This is a genomic window from Halomonas sp. ALS9 (genome assembly GCF_001651035.1).
Classification (GTDB): Bacteria; Pseudomonadota; Gammaproteobacteria; order Pseudomonadales; family Halomonadaceae; genus Vreelandella.
This window is the reverse complement of sequence record NZ_LXRG01000163.1, coordinates 24,247-42,270: the sequence shown is the minus strand read 5'-3', so window position 1 is coordinate 42,270 and position 18,024 is coordinate 24,247. Positions and strand designations below refer to the sequence as shown.

14 protein-coding genes are annotated in these 18,024 nt (G+C 53.0%); 11 read left to right on the top strand and 3 right to left on the bottom strand.

The window, feature by feature from the left end:
- Positions 1-365: 365 nt before the first annotated feature.
- Positions 366-2,090, top strand: a complete 1,725-nt coding sequence (locus A6R74_RS10835) for a peptidoglycan DD-metalloendopeptidase family protein (protein WP_064234506.1) — start codon at positions 366-368, stop codon at positions 2,088-2,090.
- Between the two features lie 97 nt (positions 2,091-2,187).
- Here the strand turns inward: A6R74_RS10835 and A6R74_RS10830 are convergent, their stop codons facing one another.
- Entirely contained in the window at positions 2,188-3,822 is a 1,635-nt protein-coding gene (locus tag A6R74_RS10830; protein WP_064234505.1) for a L,D-transpeptidase family protein, read from the bottom strand.
- Positions 3,823-3,949: 127 nt separating this feature from the next.
- On the opposite strand from A6R74_RS10830, the gene A6R74_RS10825 reads away from it, so the two are divergent.
- The 10 genes from A6R74_RS10825 (at position 3,950) to A6R74_RS10780 (ending at position 16,508) form a co-directional block, all read left to right on the top strand.
- Positions 3,950-4,672 (top strand): murein L,D-transpeptidase catalytic domain family protein, encoded by a 723-nt coding sequence (locus A6R74_RS10825; RefSeq protein WP_064234504.1) that lies wholly within the window; start codon positions 3,950-3,952, stop codon positions 4,670-4,672.
- A 170-nt stretch (positions 4,673-4,842) separates the two neighbouring features.
- Entirely contained in the window at positions 4,843-5,967 is a 1,125-nt protein-coding gene (locus tag A6R74_RS10820) for a CZB domain-containing protein (protein ID WP_064234503.1), read from the top strand.
- 111 nt (positions 5,968-6,078) lie between these two features.
- Entirely contained in the window at positions 6,079-7,098 is a 1,020-nt protein-coding gene (locus tag A6R74_RS10815) for a patatin-like phospholipase family protein (protein WP_064234502.1), read from the top strand.
- A gap of 355 nt (positions 7,099-7,453) precedes the next feature.
- A complete protein-coding gene (locus tag A6R74_RS10810; RefSeq protein ID WP_064234501.1) occupies positions 7,454-8,806 on the top strand; it encodes a NarK family nitrate/nitrite MFS transporter in 1,353 nt (450 codons plus the stop codon).
- 95 nt (positions 8,807-8,901) lie between these two features.
- A complete protein-coding gene (locus A6R74_RS10805) occupies positions 8,902-10,179 on the top strand; it encodes a nitrate regulatory protein (protein WP_064234500.1) in 1,278 nt (425 codons plus the stop codon).
- A gap of 164 nt (positions 10,180-10,343) precedes the next feature.
- On the top strand, positions 10,344-11,030 hold the full coding sequence (locus A6R74_RS10800) for an SDR family oxidoreductase (RefSeq protein WP_064234499.1): 687 nt from the start codon (positions 10,344-10,346) through the stop codon (positions 11,028-11,030).
- Positions 11,031-11,151: 121 nt separating this feature from the next.
- Positions 11,152-12,144: an LLM class flavin-dependent oxidoreductase gene (locus A6R74_RS10795; RefSeq protein ID WP_064234498.1), complete on the top strand. Its 993-nt coding sequence runs from the start codon at positions 11,152-11,154 to the stop codon at positions 12,142-12,144.
- Positions 12,145-12,167: 23 nt separating this feature from the next.
- Positions 12,168-12,662: a GNAT family N-acetyltransferase gene (locus tag A6R74_RS10790; RefSeq protein WP_064234497.1), complete on the top strand. Its 495-nt coding sequence runs from the start codon at positions 12,168-12,170 to the stop codon at positions 12,660-12,662.
- 347 nt (positions 12,663-13,009) lie between these two features.
- Positions 13,010-14,674, top strand: coding sequence for a methyl-accepting chemotaxis protein (locus A6R74_RS10785; protein WP_064234496.1), 1,665 nt, complete (start codon positions 13,010-13,012; stop codon positions 14,672-14,674).
- Positions 14,675-14,846: 172 nt separating this feature from the next.
- Positions 14,847-16,508, top strand: coding sequence for a sensor domain-containing diguanylate cyclase (locus A6R74_RS10780; RefSeq protein WP_064234495.1), 1,662 nt, complete (start codon positions 14,847-14,849; stop codon positions 16,506-16,508).
- Positions 16,509-16,557: 49 nt separating this feature from the next.
- Here the strand turns inward: A6R74_RS10780 and A6R74_RS10775 are convergent, their stop codons facing one another.
- The gene (locus A6R74_RS10775) at positions 16,558-17,127 is read right to left on the bottom strand and encodes a DUF1415 domain-containing protein (protein ID WP_064234494.1); all 570 of its coding nucleotides are present in this window, start codon (positions 17,125-17,127) and stop codon (positions 16,558-16,560) included.
- A 75-nt stretch (positions 17,128-17,202) separates the two neighbouring features.
- On the bottom strand, positions 17,203-17,889 hold the full coding sequence (locus A6R74_RS10770; protein ID WP_064234493.1) for a GntR family transcriptional regulator: 687 nt from the start codon (positions 17,887-17,889) through the stop codon (positions 17,203-17,205).
- Positions 17,890-18,024: the final 135 nt, after the last annotated feature.

The following is an 18,024-nucleotide window of genomic DNA, read 5'->3' as shown; positions in this document are numbered from 1 at the left end:
AAACAGCCGACACTTCCGCCCATGCTTGTAAAATGCTAGATAATAGCCGCTAGTGGCAGGCAAAAAAGCGCTCCACGCCTAGCGAGCGGCCAAATACTTACCATTGGGCATAGTTAAATTTTTAAAAAACGTATTTTTTGCCTATAGTTAACTCAGGATATTTAGTTAGCAAGCTTTACTGGTTACATTTGTTAGCAAACGGTGTTTATAAATAGTAATCTTTATCTATTATTGCTATTTTTATGTTTAATTACATTTTATGTATAGGCATACAGTCTATGCACCCCTGCCTTCATGGGGTATGGTTCCTGGGTTTATTCACTTTATAGTTACTTTTAATCACGAACTCGGCGGTCCATTTACCCATGTTGCGAATCCTCCATTCGCTGCCTCGCACGCATAAATTATTACTGTTACCCGTGGCCACAATGGTCACAGTGCTGGGCACACAAAAATTACTGACGACATACCAAGACTTAAATCAACTGCACACACCGCTTGAAAGCGTGCTGGTACCGCTTCCAAGTGATTCTACTCCGGGCGTTCCCTCCCTGCGTCAAGAACGCACTCCGGTGGCAGAAGCGATCGACCGCGCCTCGCGTGCCCTCGACGCCACTCGTGAAAATATTCCCCTTAGTGAGCTTACAGCTACCGAAATCGTTGACCTTGACGTCATTGCCAATGCGGAAGCTGGTATGGCAAGCCAACCCGCCCCAGGTGGAGATGTCACGGTATTGAAAGCTGCATCTCTTGGTGACGCGCCAACGCTTAATACTTTAGCGCTAGGCAACAGCAGCATTGATGATGGCGCTCTGCACATGGCCATTGTGCTGGGCACACTAGCAAGTGGCATGCTTGATGTAGATGACTCCTCCTCCGTTGAAATAGCCGACGCCACCTCTTATGAGGACTACGGCATTGAGCTATTCGATGATATCTCGTTTCTGGATTTAGAGCTGGCAGCTGAAGAGCCGTTTGTGCCTGAGTGGCAAACACACATTGTCGAATCTGGCGAAACCTTCGCCGTGCTGGCGCAGAATGAATTAGGCCTGGGCTACAGCGAAGTGATGGCACTGCTTGAAGATCTACCCGATCAGCGCATGCTAACTAATTGGCGCGCCGGTCACAGTTTTGATTATCAGCTGGATGAAGATGGCCGCTTGTTATCGCTGCGAATGATGAAAAACACCCGCGATGGCATATTGTTGGAGAAGGATGCAGATCACTTCGCCATCACCACCATAGAACGTCAGGGCGAACCGGTTCAGCGCCTCTATGCAGGTAGCGTCAGCGGTAGTTTTGCGCGCTCCGCTCAGGCGACTGGTTTGAACAGCGGCTCGGTAACGGAATTGACGAAGCTGCTTGAGAAGAAACTCGATTTCAGGCGTGACAGCCGCCGCGGCGATCGCTTCCAGGTGCTAGTCGAATCAGACATGATCGACGGGGAAACGCTTGATTCTCGCGTTCTCGCGGTGCAATACGACGGCGAGCGCATGGATTTAACCGTTGTGCGCAATGCCAACGACGATAATTTCTATACGCCTGAGGGAGGAAGTCTGGATCCGGCCTTTGCCCGTCACCCGTTTGAAGGCAACTATCGGTTAAGCTCCAGCTTCAATCCACGTCGTAAGCACCCGGTCACTGGTCGCATCAGCCCCCATAATGGCACCGATTTTGCCATGCCTATTGGCACACCGGTAACGGCTCCCGCCAATGGCGTCGTTGAGCGCGTGAGCAACCATCACGCTGCTGGTCGTTATGTCGTCATCCGCCACGACAATGGCTACCGGACGCGCTACCTGCACCTCTCCCGGCCGCTGGTAGCGCAAGGCGAACGTGTAACGATGGGCGAGCGTATTGCACTGTCAGGCAACACAGGCCGCAGCACCGGCCCTCATCTACACTATGAAGTCATCGTTAACAACTCACCGGTGAATGCGATGACCGTTCCGCTACCCGAAAACACCAGTTTGAGCGGCGACACGCTTATTGCGTTTCAGAACCAAGCCGCGCCGATACTCGCCACACTGGAAAGCGGCGAAACAGGGCCAGTTAGCGTGGCTAACTATCAGCAGGAAAGCGACGACTAGCGCTTCGCTATCCAGTAACGAATGCTTATACGAAAAACACCGCCTTCAACTAGGCGGTGTTTTTCGTTGGTGTGCATTATTCTTTAAATACTCGACCTTACACTGGGCGCTGCAATGCAGCTAGTAGCGCTGCATCACGGCGGTAGATATCAGGTCTAAACTCCACCTCACCCTGGGCATTCGGCCATGCGGTTAAATAGTGCAGCGCAATAGGAATACGCTGGGTTAAGCTCACATTGCGATCACTTCCCCCATTTAACAGCGTACTCATTTGGTAACGACTGCCGGTGTCTTGCAACAGCATTTGTGCTAGTTCAGCCACGCCTTCAACCCGAATACAGCCCGAGCTGAGCGCGCGCTGTTCACGCTGGAATAAACCCCGCGCGGGGGTATCGTGCAAATAGATCATGTCATCGTTGGGAAACCGCACCACGACACGGCCTAGCGGGTTACCCGCGCCAGCCACTTGGCGCAACATAACGCCACCGGGGCGCTGCCAATCAACCTCCTCAGCAACCAATTGCTCACCCGACAGACTAATCACCTGAATGTTTTTACGCGTCAAATAATCGATATCGGCACGCACCTGGGGTAACACATCCTCGCGCATAATGGTTGGCGGGATCGTCCAGGAAGGGTTAATGGTTAAATGGCTGATCGTGGAATGGATAATGGGCGTTTCACGGCGCGATGACCCCACCACCACTCGGGCATCCCAATGCTGGCCGTTAGGGCGCACGTAGTGCATCCGATAGCCCGCAATATCGACCCATACCCGAGGCTCGGCAGACTGCATCGGACGAATCCACCGCGCGCGCTCTAAATTGACCCGCAGTTGGTCGATTCGCGCCGCCACCGGGGTATTCAACGCCAGGCGGGTTTGTTCGCCCACCACGCCATCTTCCTGCAGTAGATGGCGGCGTTGAAAACGTCTTACAGCGGCTTCTAGCGGCGCATCATAGGTGCGGCGATTAGATGCCGCCTGCACGCCAATCATTGGATAAGCACTGCTGTCGGCCACCTGTAAACCAGCCTCTCCCCACAGCGCTAAACGTTGGCGTAACACATTCACATCGTCGGCTTCGTCGCCTGGCCGCAGCGACTCATCCCGCGCCGCTAGATAGGGTACGCTGCCCAGGTTAGCCAACTGATAATGCTGCTTCAAAGCATCGCGCAACTGCTGATATTCAGCGGATGAGGGCCGGGCCAACGCCATGGCGTTTTCAAGCGCACGGTCATCGATAGCATGCACAACCCGCAGCAGCGAGTAGCCACGTTCAGGGCGCGGCACATCCCACTGGGACTCGACATCACGCGGATTCACCTTGCCGCGCTCTAAATGATCCAGCGCCAGCAGCAGCGATGCTGTCGCTTTAATATCGAAGGAGGCCTGGGTGGCTTCACCGCCTGCTTGACTGCGCTCAAACTCATTGAGCAGCGTGTCAGCGCGGTAATCTTCGGGTGCCAGACCGTCGGTTTCCAAGCTATTTAACGCTGCGACCAATGATTCAACCGCCACCGCACTCTGCCAGGCGGGCTGGCCATCGCGCAGTTGATAAAACTCAGCAATGGGTAGCCGGTGCGCGTCCACCGTGCTTAACTGCTGGGCTAACGCCTGTTGCAACGACGCTGAATCTGCATATGATTTGCTAATGCCTATAGGGCTGTGGGTAAGCGTTAAAACTAGAGCGACCCCTATCGCCCATCGTCTTAGTGGCTGTATCTCGTTCATCGCCCTCTCCTTGCGTTACTATAGTTCCCGACATAAATATTCCATACCGCCGACCAGCGCTTTTATATTAGCTTTTATCTTAGTCGGCTACTCATCATGACTGATATTATTAGCAGGATCGATTTTTATGATGCTTCGCTTACATCTTGTCACATTACTGTTTTCACTGCCTTTAACATTATTTACATTACCCCTGCACGCCGCCAGCTTTTTTGCCCAGGTTGCTTCAACACCACCTTCCGGCGTCTTGCCTTTAAACCACCAGTTGCAGCAGCTCGCCCCCCAGGCATCACCCGACGCACTACGCTTAGCCGCTCAAGCCCTTAATTGTGCCGAACCTAATGCCGAGCGTTTAGCGGTGATCGATTACTCACTGCCGTCTACCGAGCCGCGCCTATGGGTGTTTGATTTGCGCCAGCATAAGCTACTCTTCGAAGAGCTGGTCTCCCACGGTCAAGGCTCCGGTGACGCCCAGGCCGAGACGTTTTCCAATACACCCGACAGTCACCAATCCAGTATTGGCCTGTTTCGTACCATGAACAGCTATTATGGTCGTAACGGCTATTCGCTACGCCTGGAAGGGCTGGAACCCAACGTCAATGACTTGGCGTTCGAGCGCGCTATTGTTATTCACGGCGCTGACTATGTGAGCAACGAGTTTATCGCCCAAACGGGAAGACTCGGGCGCAGCCATGGCTGCCCGGCGGTACGTGAAGATGTGACTTACCCGCTGATTGATAGTCTAAAAGAGGATCAGTATGTGTTCGCTTATTATCCCGATGCAGAGTGGCTTGCCACTTCGGCGTTTCTAGGCTGCACGGGCGTCGCGGCACAGCTTGCCCAGCGCTAATTGTACGGGCTTTATAATAAGCGTGAGCGTTAACAGCCTCAGCCTTGCAGTCATTCAATAGCTCATTTTCATCATTTACGGCAGCTAAATCAGGCGCACCGGGGAACCCTCTGCAATACTTCGTGACAAATTAACACAAAGCGTTGCTATCTGCCGTAGGTGTCTCTGCCATGTTCACCTTTATGCACCCGTATCAAAAAATTCGTCGCCTGGAACAGGAAGTCGCCGACTTACGCGCTCAGCTTGTCGCTGCCACCCCTTCTCCCAGCTGCCGCTTGTTAAGCCTGGTGAAACCGGCACACTCTATCGGCATGCTGCAAGCGAGAGGAGCCGATATGCTGGCTTCTCTGAATAGCGGTATTCAAGAGTACGCTGACCAGCTTGCCGGCGAGCGTGCCACTCTGACGGAGACGAATAATTTAATTGCTGCCGCTGAACAAGCGGTCAATAGCCTTGATCAGCGTTGCCGCGACACCGAGCATGCCGAAGCGTTACCCCCGTTAGTACTGGCCAAAACCTTACACGCCCTAAGCCAATTGCAGGTCGCGCTTGCGCGCAGTGCGGGCCACGCCCAAGCGTTAGCGGTTAGTACAGCGCTCGAAACGGCCCATAGCCAGGGCCTGCTGGGCAGCGCTGACGCCGCCACCCAGCCATCGCCGGGGCTGGCAGCCATTGCTGATGACGTTCACCGCTTAGCACTTACGATGCATCAATTGAGCCACCAACTCAGCCTGCTGATGGAGCAAGTGAATAGCCAGGTAAGAGAGCACTCACAAGCCGTGGTAAAAAAGCGTTTGGTCGATGATGAGATTGCCCTCTCGGCGCAAACAGCCAAACTGGCATTGCATCAGCTCGCTGATCAAACCCAGCATATGCACAAAGTCATCCATCACAGCGCTACCGCTGCATTTTTACACTCCGCCAAGCTTGATCATGCAGTATGGAAATGCCGGCTTTATAAGCAGTTACTGTCTGCCAATACAGATACCCCGCTAGAAGATCATCACCAGTGCCGTTTAGGCCGCTGGCATCAGCAGGGTGAAGGTTACCAACGCTATGCACGCACCGATGCTTATCGAGCGCTGACGGCGCCCCATCGTCGTATGCACGACAGCGGCGCTGAAGCACTCAAGTTTGCCCGCCTGGGTGACCGCAATGGCCAACTGGCCGCTTTAGGCGTCATGGAAGAAGCCAGCCAGCAGCTCGCTCTGCAGTTGGACAACCTCATGGAACACGCCATGTTTGAGGCGCCCTACTCAACCAGCCATCGCTCCCCGTTAGCAGGGGCGCCTTAAGCGCCCATCGTAGAGCTGCCCGCTAAATAGCCTTTCGTCTTCTCTCGCTGCCTATGCCATGCTGTTTCTACTGCAATCACTCTCCCCACCAGTGACAATAGGAAAAAGCATATGGCACAGGTCAAAAAGCTAGACCTCGCGTTACAAGGCGGCGGCGCTCATGGAGCCTATACCTGGGGGGTCATTGATCGCCTACTGGCCGATGATCGTATTGAAATTGAGGGTATCAGCGGTACCAGCGCCGGAGCGATGAACGGCGTGGTGATGGCCGATGCGCTGACACGAGGTGATAAAGCAACCGCTCGGCAAGCACTCCACGATTTTTGGCAAGCGGTGAGTCGTGCGGGCATGGCCAGCCCCATCCGCCGCTCCCCCATGGATATATTAACCGGCAACTGGAGCCTCGATCACTCGCCCGGCTTTATTGCCATGGATCTGTTAAGCCGTGTGGTCTCCCCCTACCAACTCAACCCACTCAACATCAATCCGCTGCGCGATATCGTCGCCAGTCATATCGATTTCGAGCGGGTGAGAAAATGCCAGCAGCTCAAGCTGTTTGTAGCGGCCACTAATGTACGCACGGGCAAACAGCGCGTATTCCGCCGCGAAGAGATGAGCGTTGACGCCGTGATGGCCTCCGCCTGCTTACCCTTTATGTTCCAAGCGGTGGAGATCGACGGCGAAGCGTATTGGGATGGCGGCTATATGGGAAATCCAGCGCTGTTCCCCCTCATGGAAGAGTGCAGCGCGCGAGATATTCTGCTGATACAAATCAACCCTATTAGCCGCAATGAAGTCCCCACCTCAGCGTCGGCGATTATGAACCGTCTTAACGAAATCACCTTTAATTCAGCGCTGATTAAAGAGATCCGCATGATCGCACTACTTAAGCACGCCCTTGATGAGCAAGGTATTAAAAACAGCTACCAACAAGCGTTGTTCCACCGCATCAGCGGTGAGCAGGCGCTGGAAGGGCTCTCAGTGTCCAGCAAATCCAATTCCGAGTGGGCTTTTCTATGCCATCTATGTGAACAGGGCCAAGCAGCCGCCGAGCGCTGGCTAAGCGAGCATTTCGATGCCATCGGCAGCTACTCTACGCTTGATATAGACGCCGTCTATTTGCATGAATAGCAGGCGACGCCCACTACGTTTAAAGCTCTTCTTTCAGAACTCTTCTAGCACCAAGATGCCGCAAAATGCGGCACTGCATGCCCAATCATGCAGCATAGCCTTGATCACTCATCGCTCACACGCGCAGCAAAAATAAATTAACATGCTGATTTTTAGCAACAAACATTCAACTGGCAAACTACCTGCATAACTCCTACCAGTGGTGGTAGGCGTGGACCAGGCCCAACTGGGTACGAGTGCGTCGAACCTGACCTTCAACGGTGAAGGCATGTTCTCGTCAATTGTTTGCGTAACGCGCTAACTCGTTTTGCGTTGCGTAGCGATCAACTCGTTTTATGCCCCGTGAGGCCATCCCATGGACATACGCAACAAAGCCAACCGCATTCGGTTATTTAATTTCTCGACCCCGCAAATGCGCGCTTTCCACTTCTCATGGTTCGCGTTTCATATCTGTTTCTTTGGCTGGTTCGGCATCGCCCCCCTCATGGCGATTGTTCGTGAAGATCTTTCGCTGACACAAACTCAAATCGGCAATACGATTATTGCTTCGGTGGCGATTACCGTTATTGTGCGCCTTGCCATTGGCGTACTGTGCGACCGCATTGGCCCGCGTAAAACCTATACAGGACTACTGTTACTAGGCGCTATCCCGGTGATGGGCATTGGCTTAGCCGACAGTTTTGAAACCTTTCTATTGGCACGCTTAGCCATAGGGGCGATTGGCGCCTCCTTTGTCATTACCCAGTACCACACCTCGATGATGTTTGCCCCCAACGTGGTGGGTACCGCCAACGCTACCAGCGCAGGTTGGGGCAACTTAGGGGGTGGCACCACACAAATTCTGATGCCGCTGATCTTCTCTGGCATGCTGATGCTGGGCGTTAACGAAGCCTTTGGCTGGCGCTTGGCGATGATGGTACCGGGCGTCGTGATGTTCTTTACTGGTATTGGTTACTGGTTTTTCACCCAGGATGCACCCAACGGTAATTTCAGCGAACTGCGTGCACGTGGCGAACTGCCTGAAGCCACGGGTGAGAACGGCGCAGCGCAAAGCTTTCTAACCGCCGCCAAGGATATCCGTGTGTGGGCACTGTTCGTCGTCTACGGCCTCTGCTTTGGCGTGGAGTTGACGATCAACAATATTGCCGCCATCTACTTCTTCGATAAGTTTGATCTCACCCTGGCTACCGCGGGTTTGATCGCTGGTTTATTCGGGTTAATGAATATTTTTGCGCGCACCCTAGGCGGCGTTTTCTCGGATCTCTTCGCCAAAAATGGGGGGTTAAAAGGCCGCGTTCGCTGGTTGTTTATAGCCTTGGTTTGCGAAGGTATTGCCTTGGTGGCGTTCTCGCAGATGCACGTACTCAGCCTCGCAATAGGCATTATGCTGGTGTTCAGCCTGTTTGTGCAGATGGCAGAGGGCGCTACCTACGGTGTTGTACCGTTTATCAATAAAAAAGCCTTGGGAGCCGTTGCGGGCATTGTGGGCGCTGGCGGTAATGTAGGCGCAGTGGGCGCTGCTTTTCTATTCCGCAGCGAAAGCCTGACCTACCAACAAGGCCTGTTCTATCTAGGCCTCACCGTACTGGTTCTGGCCTCTTGTGTGTTGCTGGTGCGCTTTAGCGATGCCACCGAAGCAGAAGAGGCCAAAGCCTACCGCGACGCGGTGGGTGATGACGTAGGCGCAGGCGCTCTGTCGTTACGTTAAGCGCTTTCCAGTACACTCAAAGCACTCCCCTCCTGCTAAAAGCAGCAGAGCGGGAGTGCTCATTTTTAGGCGGCGAGTCACTCAAGGAAATCTCTATGTCCTCAGCGCAGCAACTGCTTCTAACCGCCATCCGTTGCGATATCGACAACCTTACCCACCTTGCCACCACCGCCGATATTGTCGGCGACATTAGTCGCTTTATTCATATGCTCCAGCGTGAACGAGGCGCCTCGACGATTTACCTAGTCTCCCAGGGTCAACGCTTCAAAAACCGTCGCGACACCTACCGTGAGCACAGCCAGCAGGCCGAAACATTAATGCGCCAACGGCTGGAAGCGCTCAGCGAGGAAGCCCGCCCCCAGGCCGCCGCGCGCTTACTACGCCGGATTGCCGCCGTTTGGTATGCGCTAGACGAACTTGGCACGCTTCGCCAGGCCATCGATACCTTTGCCATCACGCCAGATGCGGCAACTCAGGCGTTTAACCAGTTAACCAGTGGTCTGCTCGCCATTGTGTTTGAGGCCGCTGACACCTCTATCGATCCTGATATTACCCGCACCCTGGTCGCCATCTTCCACTTAATGCAGGGCAAAGAGCTGGCTGGCCAAGAGCGCGCCTGTGGCGCCTTTGGCTTTACTCATGGCCACTTCGACGAGTCCCACCGTGCCTTGCTAAACCAGCTTATGACAGATCAACAGCGCTGCTTTGACACCTTTGTCGAGTTTGCGACCCCCGAAGCACAGCAGGCATGGCAAAAAGAGCTTTCACCGCGCACGCTGTCGGGCATTTGCCAGTTGCGCGATATCGCCTGCCAACGCTCGTCGGCATCGCAATCATCGCCCAAAGAGGCACCGGATACTCTGGGTGAAACCTGGTACGAACTGACCACCCTGCGTATCGACTCAATGAAAATGGTCGAAGATGCGCTGATCTCACAGCTGAGCGTGCTTTGCCACCGCAAAATCGCCCAAGCGCAAGACGCTTTAGAGAAAACTAAAACGCAGCCTTGCACTTATGCTCCTGCGCCTTGCGAACAGCTGCTGGCGCTTAATGATGGGCAGCCGTTAGGTGACCTGACCGCCAACGCCCTCACCTCGCCATTAGGTCGCTCGCTGATTGAACTCACCCAGGCTCAGGCCAGCCGTTTACAGGGGCTTAGTGATGAGCTCGAAAATACTCGCAAAGCGCTACGTGAACGCAAACTCATTGAGCGCGCCAAGGGCCTGATCATGGCTCATCAGGAGATGAGCGAAGAGGAGGCTTACCGCTTTCTGCGTAAAACATCGATGGATCAAAGCAAAAGCATGGCAGATATGGCCCAAGCTATTCTTGATCTTTCCGCAATGCTAAAACGTAAAGATGCTAAAACGTAAAACAGTTGGGCGCTTCGTTTACGGTCAATTAGCATCGCAGCACCAATAGCAGAACAGTGCTAACAGCAGAACAGCACCAAGCTGGTTAAGCCTATATTTGCAGGATGCTGCCACCTTAGCCATGCTAAAAGCTTACTTGACTAACCAAGCAAGGAGCGCAACCCATGCAAAACCGCGTGCTATTAATTACCGGCGCATCTAGCGGCATTGGCGCAGCCACCGCCCGAGCAGCCGCTCGTGAAGGCTATAAGCTGGTACTCGCTGCACGTTCTAGTGACAAGCTAGCTGCACTGGCTCAAGAGCTGGGGCCGGAAAACGTGCTGACCTGTGAGCTAGATGTGACCAACATGGATCAGCAGCAGGCCATGGTGGAACAGGCGCTGGAAACCTTTGGCCGCCTGGATGGTGTCTTTGCCAACGCTGGCCGTGGCGGCTCACCCGGTGGCTTTAGTGAGGCCGACCACGACACATGGCGTGAGATGATCCTGACCAACATATATGGCGTGGGCCTCACTATCCAGGCCTGCTTGCCTGCCCTTAAACGTAGCAAAGGCCATGTGTTATTAACCGGCTCAGCGGCAGGCCGCACGACCATTCCAGGCTCTATGTATAGCGCCACCAAATGGGCGGTCACAGGAATCGGCTATAACCTACGCGAAGAGCTGCGCGGTACTGGCATGCGCGTAACATTGATCGAACCGGGAATGGTCGACACGCCCTTTTTTGATGAGTCACCGACCCATGCCTTAGAGGATCGCGACATTGCCAATGCAGTGGTTTATGCGCTTTCCCAGCCAGCCCATGTGGACGTGAATGAAATTCTTATTCGCCCCACCCCGCCGCTTGAATGAGGGGAACGCAGTCTTACAAGCCCCTTGCAATTCACCTGCACTGGCCGCATAACGTGTAATTACCAAGCGCGCTAAGTAATTCCACACTCTACGCGCCCACGAATTTATTTGCAGGTGACCCATGAGCCAACTCGCTTCCACGGCACTTTCCGTCCTCGATCTGGCACCTATTCGCCAGGGCGGCAGTGCCGCTGAGACCTTCCGCGATAGCGTTGCCCTTGCACAATTAACCGAGCGACTGGGCTTTACCCGTTACTGGCTTGCCGAGCACCACAATATTGCCGGTATCGCCAGCGCCGCCACCGCAGTGTTGATTGGCCATATTGCGGGACAAACGTCGACGATCCGCGTGGGCAGCGGTGGTATTATGCTGCCTAACCATCCACCTCTGGTGATTGCCGAGCAGTTCGGCACCCTGGAAACGCTCTACCCTGGCCGTATTGACCTAGGTTTAGGCCGTGCGCCGGGCTCGGATGGCGCCACCATGCAGGCCATGCGCCGCAACGCTCATGCAGGCGTTGACGACTTTCCACAGTTGCTGAATGAGCTACGCAGCTATTTAGCCGATGCAGAGCCTCAACAGCGTGTGAAAGCGGTGCCTGGCCAGGGCACCCATGTGCCTATCTGGTTACTGGGTTCCAGCGGCTACAGCGCACAGCTGGCGGCCAAGCTTGGCCTGCCCTTTGCGTTTGCTGCTCAGTTTGCGCCGGGTTATTTATTCGAAGCCCTTCGTTTATACCGCGACAACTTCCGCCCTTCGGAACACCTGGATAAGCCCCACGCCATGGTCGGCCTTCCCGTGATGGCCGCAGAGAGCGACGCGATGGCTCACTATTTGGCCACCACCGCGCAGCAGAAGTTTTTAAATCTAATCCGCGGTAAGCCGACTCAATCACAGCCACCGGTTGAGCAACTAGACTGGTCGCCGGTTGAGCAAGCCCAGGTCAGCCAGTTTTTAGGCGCGGCAATTATCGGTGGGCCGGAGACGGTGAAGGCGGAGCTTGAAGAGTTCCAAGCGCGTACTGGCGCCGATGAGCTGATGATTAATAGCGACTTTTATAACCACGCTGACCGCCTGCGTAGCTACGAGATCGTGGCTGAGGTCGCTCGGTAAACGCTTCGCCCTAGAGGATACTAATGACCACACTCGCTTTCTCTCCGATGACGGATGACGACTTTGTTGTTTTCTGGCCAACGTTCCAAGCCATTGTTGCTGCGCAAGAAACCTATGCGTTTGATCCCGATATCAGCTTTGAAGCTGCCCGTCAGCTATGGTGTAAAATGCCGGCTGTCAGTGTGGTCGCCAAAGATGAAAATGGCCAAGTGCTGGGTGCCTACTACTTAAAAGCCAACGCGGCAGGCCCCGGTGACCATGTATGCAACTGTGGCTATATGGTCACCCCCGCCGCTCGGGGCAAAGGCGTAGCGCATGCCATGTGTGAACATTCCCAACAACAGGCGCGGGAACTGGGGTTTCTAGCCATGCAGTACAACGCCGTGGTTGCCACCAATGACGTCGCTGTCGCCTTATGGCAAAAACTTGGCTTTAGCATTGTGGGTACCATTCCTAATGCCTACCGGCATGCGCGCCTTGGGTTTGTCGACACTTATGTGATGCATAAGACACTTTAATCGTTACGTTTAAAGTAACGATTGAAAGCACTGGCTTGAGTTAGGAGTTTACGCCCCTAATTCGGCCTTTGTTTCTTACCCCCTTTTTCCCCCACCTTCTTTCTCTATAGAAATGCCCCCCTCTTTTAATCATCGAAAAAGGCCTAAAGACTTTTATTTTAAATACAACTGCCCCCCTTAAAATAGCAAGCAAACATTTAACTATACAACTTTATCGTGATTAAGAATCTATGAATATAATACATTAAAAATAGCTTAATTAACCCGCCAACTTAACAAGCAATTGGTACCTTTTAAAGCTCCCTTAAGCATCAATACAGGTGCTGGGAGCATTTGGAGGCATATCGATGCAAAACATATCCGTTAAAAAAGTGATTGCCGGTGCACTGATCGTGCTTTTAGCGATGATCATAGTACTGGGTAGTATGGGTGTAATGGAAGAACGCGAGGCCGCACAGCTGCTATCAGAAATTAATGAAATAAGCGCTCAGCAAGCAAGTGCTGCCAACCGAGCAGAAACGAATCTAATGGAGGTTCGAGTAAGACTCGAGCGTATGTCCCAGCACTATCGCACGGGTAACGAAAACAATGCAGAGCGGTCGCTAGACGAAGCACGACAGAGCTTGGAAAAATCCGATCAACGCATTGCTGAACTCACAAGCCTTGAGCTAGCGAGTGACTCAGAGCGACGCCCACTGATTGATGCGATTGTTGATAGCTACAACCTTGTTATCACTGACACACTAAGAGAGGATTTAGCCAATGCCCGCTATGAGGCACTTGATAAATATCGGGATCCCATCAATCAGAAATTTTCAAGCTTCAGCACTGCGATCAATAATTTTAATAATTACGCACTAAGCAGAGGCAACCAAGTTCATTCAGAGGCCCAACGTGACAGTGTCATTTTTGGCATTACGGTGGGCGTACTCATTTTAGCCGCCATTGTCCTCTATATTGTGGTGCAAATAATGATTAACCGGCTCGTTATTAATCCACTCCAGCGTGCGGTTAGGATATGTGAGAATGTGGCTAAAGGTGATTTGACTAGCCACATTGAAGGCAGGGGACGTAATGAGATCGGTCGCCTTTATAGTGCCATGGAAGATATGCAAGAGCGCCTGGAGGAGATGATTGGCACACTCAATCAAAGTAGCGAAGCCGTCGCCTCTAGTTCCAAACAAATCGCGAGCGGCAGCCAAGACCTCGCCTCACGTACCGAGCAACAAGCCGCGGCATTGCAACAAACCGCCGCAAGTATGGATGAAATTTCATCGATTGTGCGGCAGAACGCCGACACCGCCGGTCAAGCACAGCAACTAACCCAAGACGCAGCGCAACAGGCGAATACCGGTAAACAGGCCTCAGAGCGCACTAGCCTACTGATGCGCGAGCTGGAAGAGACCTCACACAAAGTCCACGATATTGTCCAGGTGATTGACTCGATCGCCTTTCAAACCAATATCCTGGCGTTGAATGCGTCGGTGGAAGCGGCTCGAGCAGGCGAGCATGGTAGAGGCTTTGCGGTGGTGGCCAGTGAAGTCCGCTCATTAGCCACAAAGACCTCCACTTCTTCGAAAGAAATACGCACCATGATTGAAGATATCTCGCAGCGTATTGTGGTGGGTGCGGAGCAAGCAGCGAAAAATGGCCATGATATGGCGGAGATCAACGAAGCAATTCGTAAAGTGACCGAGATGATGCAAGAGCTCGCTCTCGCCGCAAAAGAGCAGGAGATGGGCATTAGCCAAGTGAGTACAGCAGTTTCTCAGATGGATTCCGCCACTCAGGAAAATGTGTCGTTGGTTGAAGAAACCAGTACGGCATCAGCGTCACTTCAGGATGAAGCCACCCGTTTGGCGGAGTTAGTTACCACCTTCAAACTCAAGCACGCCACTAACAGTGGCACAGCAAGCCCCGCCGTCACTAGCTCACAGCGGACTGCTTCTACTCATCGCTCTTATCAATCTAAACAATTGCCTAGCGCCACACCCGATTGGGAAGCGTTTTAGAGAGGCGTTTTAGACCGCACTTTGGGGCCAGCTCGGCTGGCCCTTTACCATCGAGCCAACGCTAACATTAATAAAAATTACAGACAGTAAAATGCAAATATTGACAGAATAGGGTACGTTTTCTCTACATAATAATGAAATTAAATAAATTCTTTCTCTGTGATGGCAAATTATGTCTGTTCAAGCTTGGTTATTTTCACGCTTCTCGCTGCGCTCGCGATTTATTGCCCTGATTGCCACATTGGTGTTTGCCACAACGCTGCTACTGGGCTGGGTGGCATCGCGGGAATCGGCGCAGCAAATGGAAGATAATATTGGTAATGCGACCGCCGAAGCAGCCTATCAAATGATAGATAAGCTGGATCGCAACATGGATGCACGCATCAAAGAGGTAAAACTCCTATTAGCCATGCAGGCGCTCACTAGTGACACCAATACTAGCGCTTTACGGGAGCATCTAGAGCGTCTGCAAGACAACCACAACGTCGTTTCGTGGATTGGCTTTACCGACCCAGCAGGTACGGTTCAAGCAGCGACGGGGGGGATTTTAGAAGGCGTTTCAATCGCGCAAAGGCCCGTATTTATTGAAGGGCGCGAGACACTCTGGATAGGTGATGTTCATGAGGCAGTGTTACTCGCACAGCTACTGCCCAACCCCAGCGGTGAAGCGCTTAAATTTGTCGATATTGCCACCCCGGTGTATGACCGCAATGAAGAACTCCAGGGCGTTCTGGCGGTACATTTGAGTTGGCAGTGGGCCGAATATATTCAGCACTCCATGTTCGCTCCCACTCAGCAGCGGCAAGATGCCGAGATGCTATTGCTTTCAGCTAACGGTACCGTACTGCTGGGCCCAGAGGCACTTATAGGTCAAACGCTAAACAGCCTAAAACGCATACCAGGCCCCACCACAACATCACCGCAATGGGCGATTGAAACCTGGCCCAATGGCGAACAGTTTGTCACCGGCTATGCGCGCAGCAGCGGCTTTGAAGACTTCTCTGGCCTAGGCTGGGTTGCCGTTAGCCGTAAACCGGTATCTACCGCCTTTGCCCCTGTGGAAGAGCTGCAGACAGCGATTATGGGCATAGGTATACTCTTGGCACTGTTATTTGCAATGGCGGGCTGGATGATTGCCTCTCGCATGGTAGCCCCTCTCTCTCGCTTAGCCAGTGCCGCCGATAGAATACAGGATGGCGAACATGCGGATTGTATTCCTCTGGAAAACGGTTCTCCTGAAATGAAACGCCTGTCGACCTCTATGCGCAATATGGTTAGCCGCTTGCTGGATCAACGGCAGACGATCCACCGCTTGGAAGATTTAGCCAATACCGACCCACTAACGGGCCTGCCTAACCGTGCGTTTCTGAATCAATATCTGCAGCTCGCCATCCCAGAAGCTGAAAGAAACCAGCAAAGCATGGTGGTGATGTACATCGACCTGGATGGTTTCAAACAGGTCAACGATGAACTGGGCCACCATGCAGGAGATCTGCTGCTCATTGAGATTACTCAGCGCCTGAAAAATGCCCTGCGCAGTGGCGATGTGGGGGCGCGCCTGGGTGGCGATGAATTCGTCATGGTGCTAAAAACCAAGCCGGAGCACCTGGAAATGCTGACTCATGAGGTTAGTAGGCGTTTACTTACCGCTATCGCCCAACCGATTTTATTGCCCGAAAACAAACGCGCCCATGTGGGCTGTAGTTTGGGCGCCGCCTGGTGGCCGCACCACGGCCTGCATATTGATACGGTGCTACAACTTGCCGATGGCGCCCTGTATGAGGCGAAAAGCAAAGGTAAACATCAGTTAGTGATTCACAAACCTTGCCGTTAATTTCAAATCTTAGGCATTAACCTCAAACGTTAGCCATGAACCTCAAACGCTAGTCATTTATATCAAAACATTGTTGCAGCTGCTGCTCAGCGGCTGCGCTACCCATCGCCGTTAACTTAGCGATATTGCGCTCGGGGATAGCGTCAGTATCACCGTAAAACTCAATCGCCTTTTCGACGCTCTCTTCGCGCAGCAAATGCACCATGGCGTAGGGAGAGCGGTTGGTATAGTTAGCGGCATCATCAGGCTCAGCATCCTCGAAACAGTAATCGGGATGAAAAGTGGCGATTTGATAGACCCCTTCATACCCCTGATCGACAAGGATGCTTTCGGCCAGCTCAACAAAATCCAGGTAGTGATCAAAGCTTTTGAACAGCGTTGGGAAGACCAGCAGCGTCGTTTCTGTTTCCGGATGCTCATCCAGCCACTGGACTTCGACCATCAACTCCTCAAGCGCCACTTCAATTTTCTTGGAGCGCACCACCTCAACGCGAATGGTTTCACGCGCTAGCTCCCGCTGAGCGAACGGGCAAATATCATGTGCCACAATGAAGGTACGCACCCAGTTTAGCGTTTGCGCAACTACTTGGTTATCTGCGTGTTGGTTATCTGCGTGCATAGCACCCTCTTTACTTATTTGGTCGGCGATGACCGACACTCTGTGCGCGGCAGTTTAACAACTGTTCATGACCCACTACACGTGCTCTTGATAGCGCTTTAGGGCAACTTCATAAGATTTGTGGATATGGTCGTCCATCAATTCACGCGCTGTTTTTGCATCGCGCTGCAGCGCCAGCTCCACGAGTTGATGATGCTGCTCATCCAGCTCCTGGCGAATCGTTGGCATTTTTGGCCCCAGACGCCGGTAGCGGTCAAACTGATCGTGCAACTGCTCAATAAAGCGTAACAACCAGACGGATCCACACGGCGCCACCAAAGTACGGTGAAACTGGGTATGCAGATGCTCCCACTCCTCGCCTTTATCCAGGGTGATATCGGCCCGCTTCAAACGGTGCGCGGCGGCCAGTAAATCAGCCTCCCAAAGCGAATCACCGTTAGCAATGGCTCGTTCTAGCGCCATTCCCTCCATTTCCAAGCGCATTTGAGCAATATCGTCCAGCTCATCCCGGGAAAGCTTCGGCACCCGAAAACCGCGCTGATTCTCCTGCACCAGCAACCCATAAGCCGCCAATTTATTGAGCGCTTCTCGTAGCGGGCTCAAACCGACTTGGTAGCGATCTTTAAGCGCATTGATCGCGAGCTTTTCACCGGCAACAAAACGCCCACCCACCAAATCCTTGCGTAAATGATCAAACACACGACTTGATGCAGTACCTGCTGGCCCTACTGGCTTAGCCGATGTAGGTAAAGAATTATTCATGACGATGTCCTTTATTCATCTCAGTTCCCGCTGTCCATTCTATTTTCACTGTTGACGTTGGATCGGGCACTACCTATATTCTATTTTAGACAAGATAATCGATTTTTTAACCTACAAACGATAAATAAGGTCTGG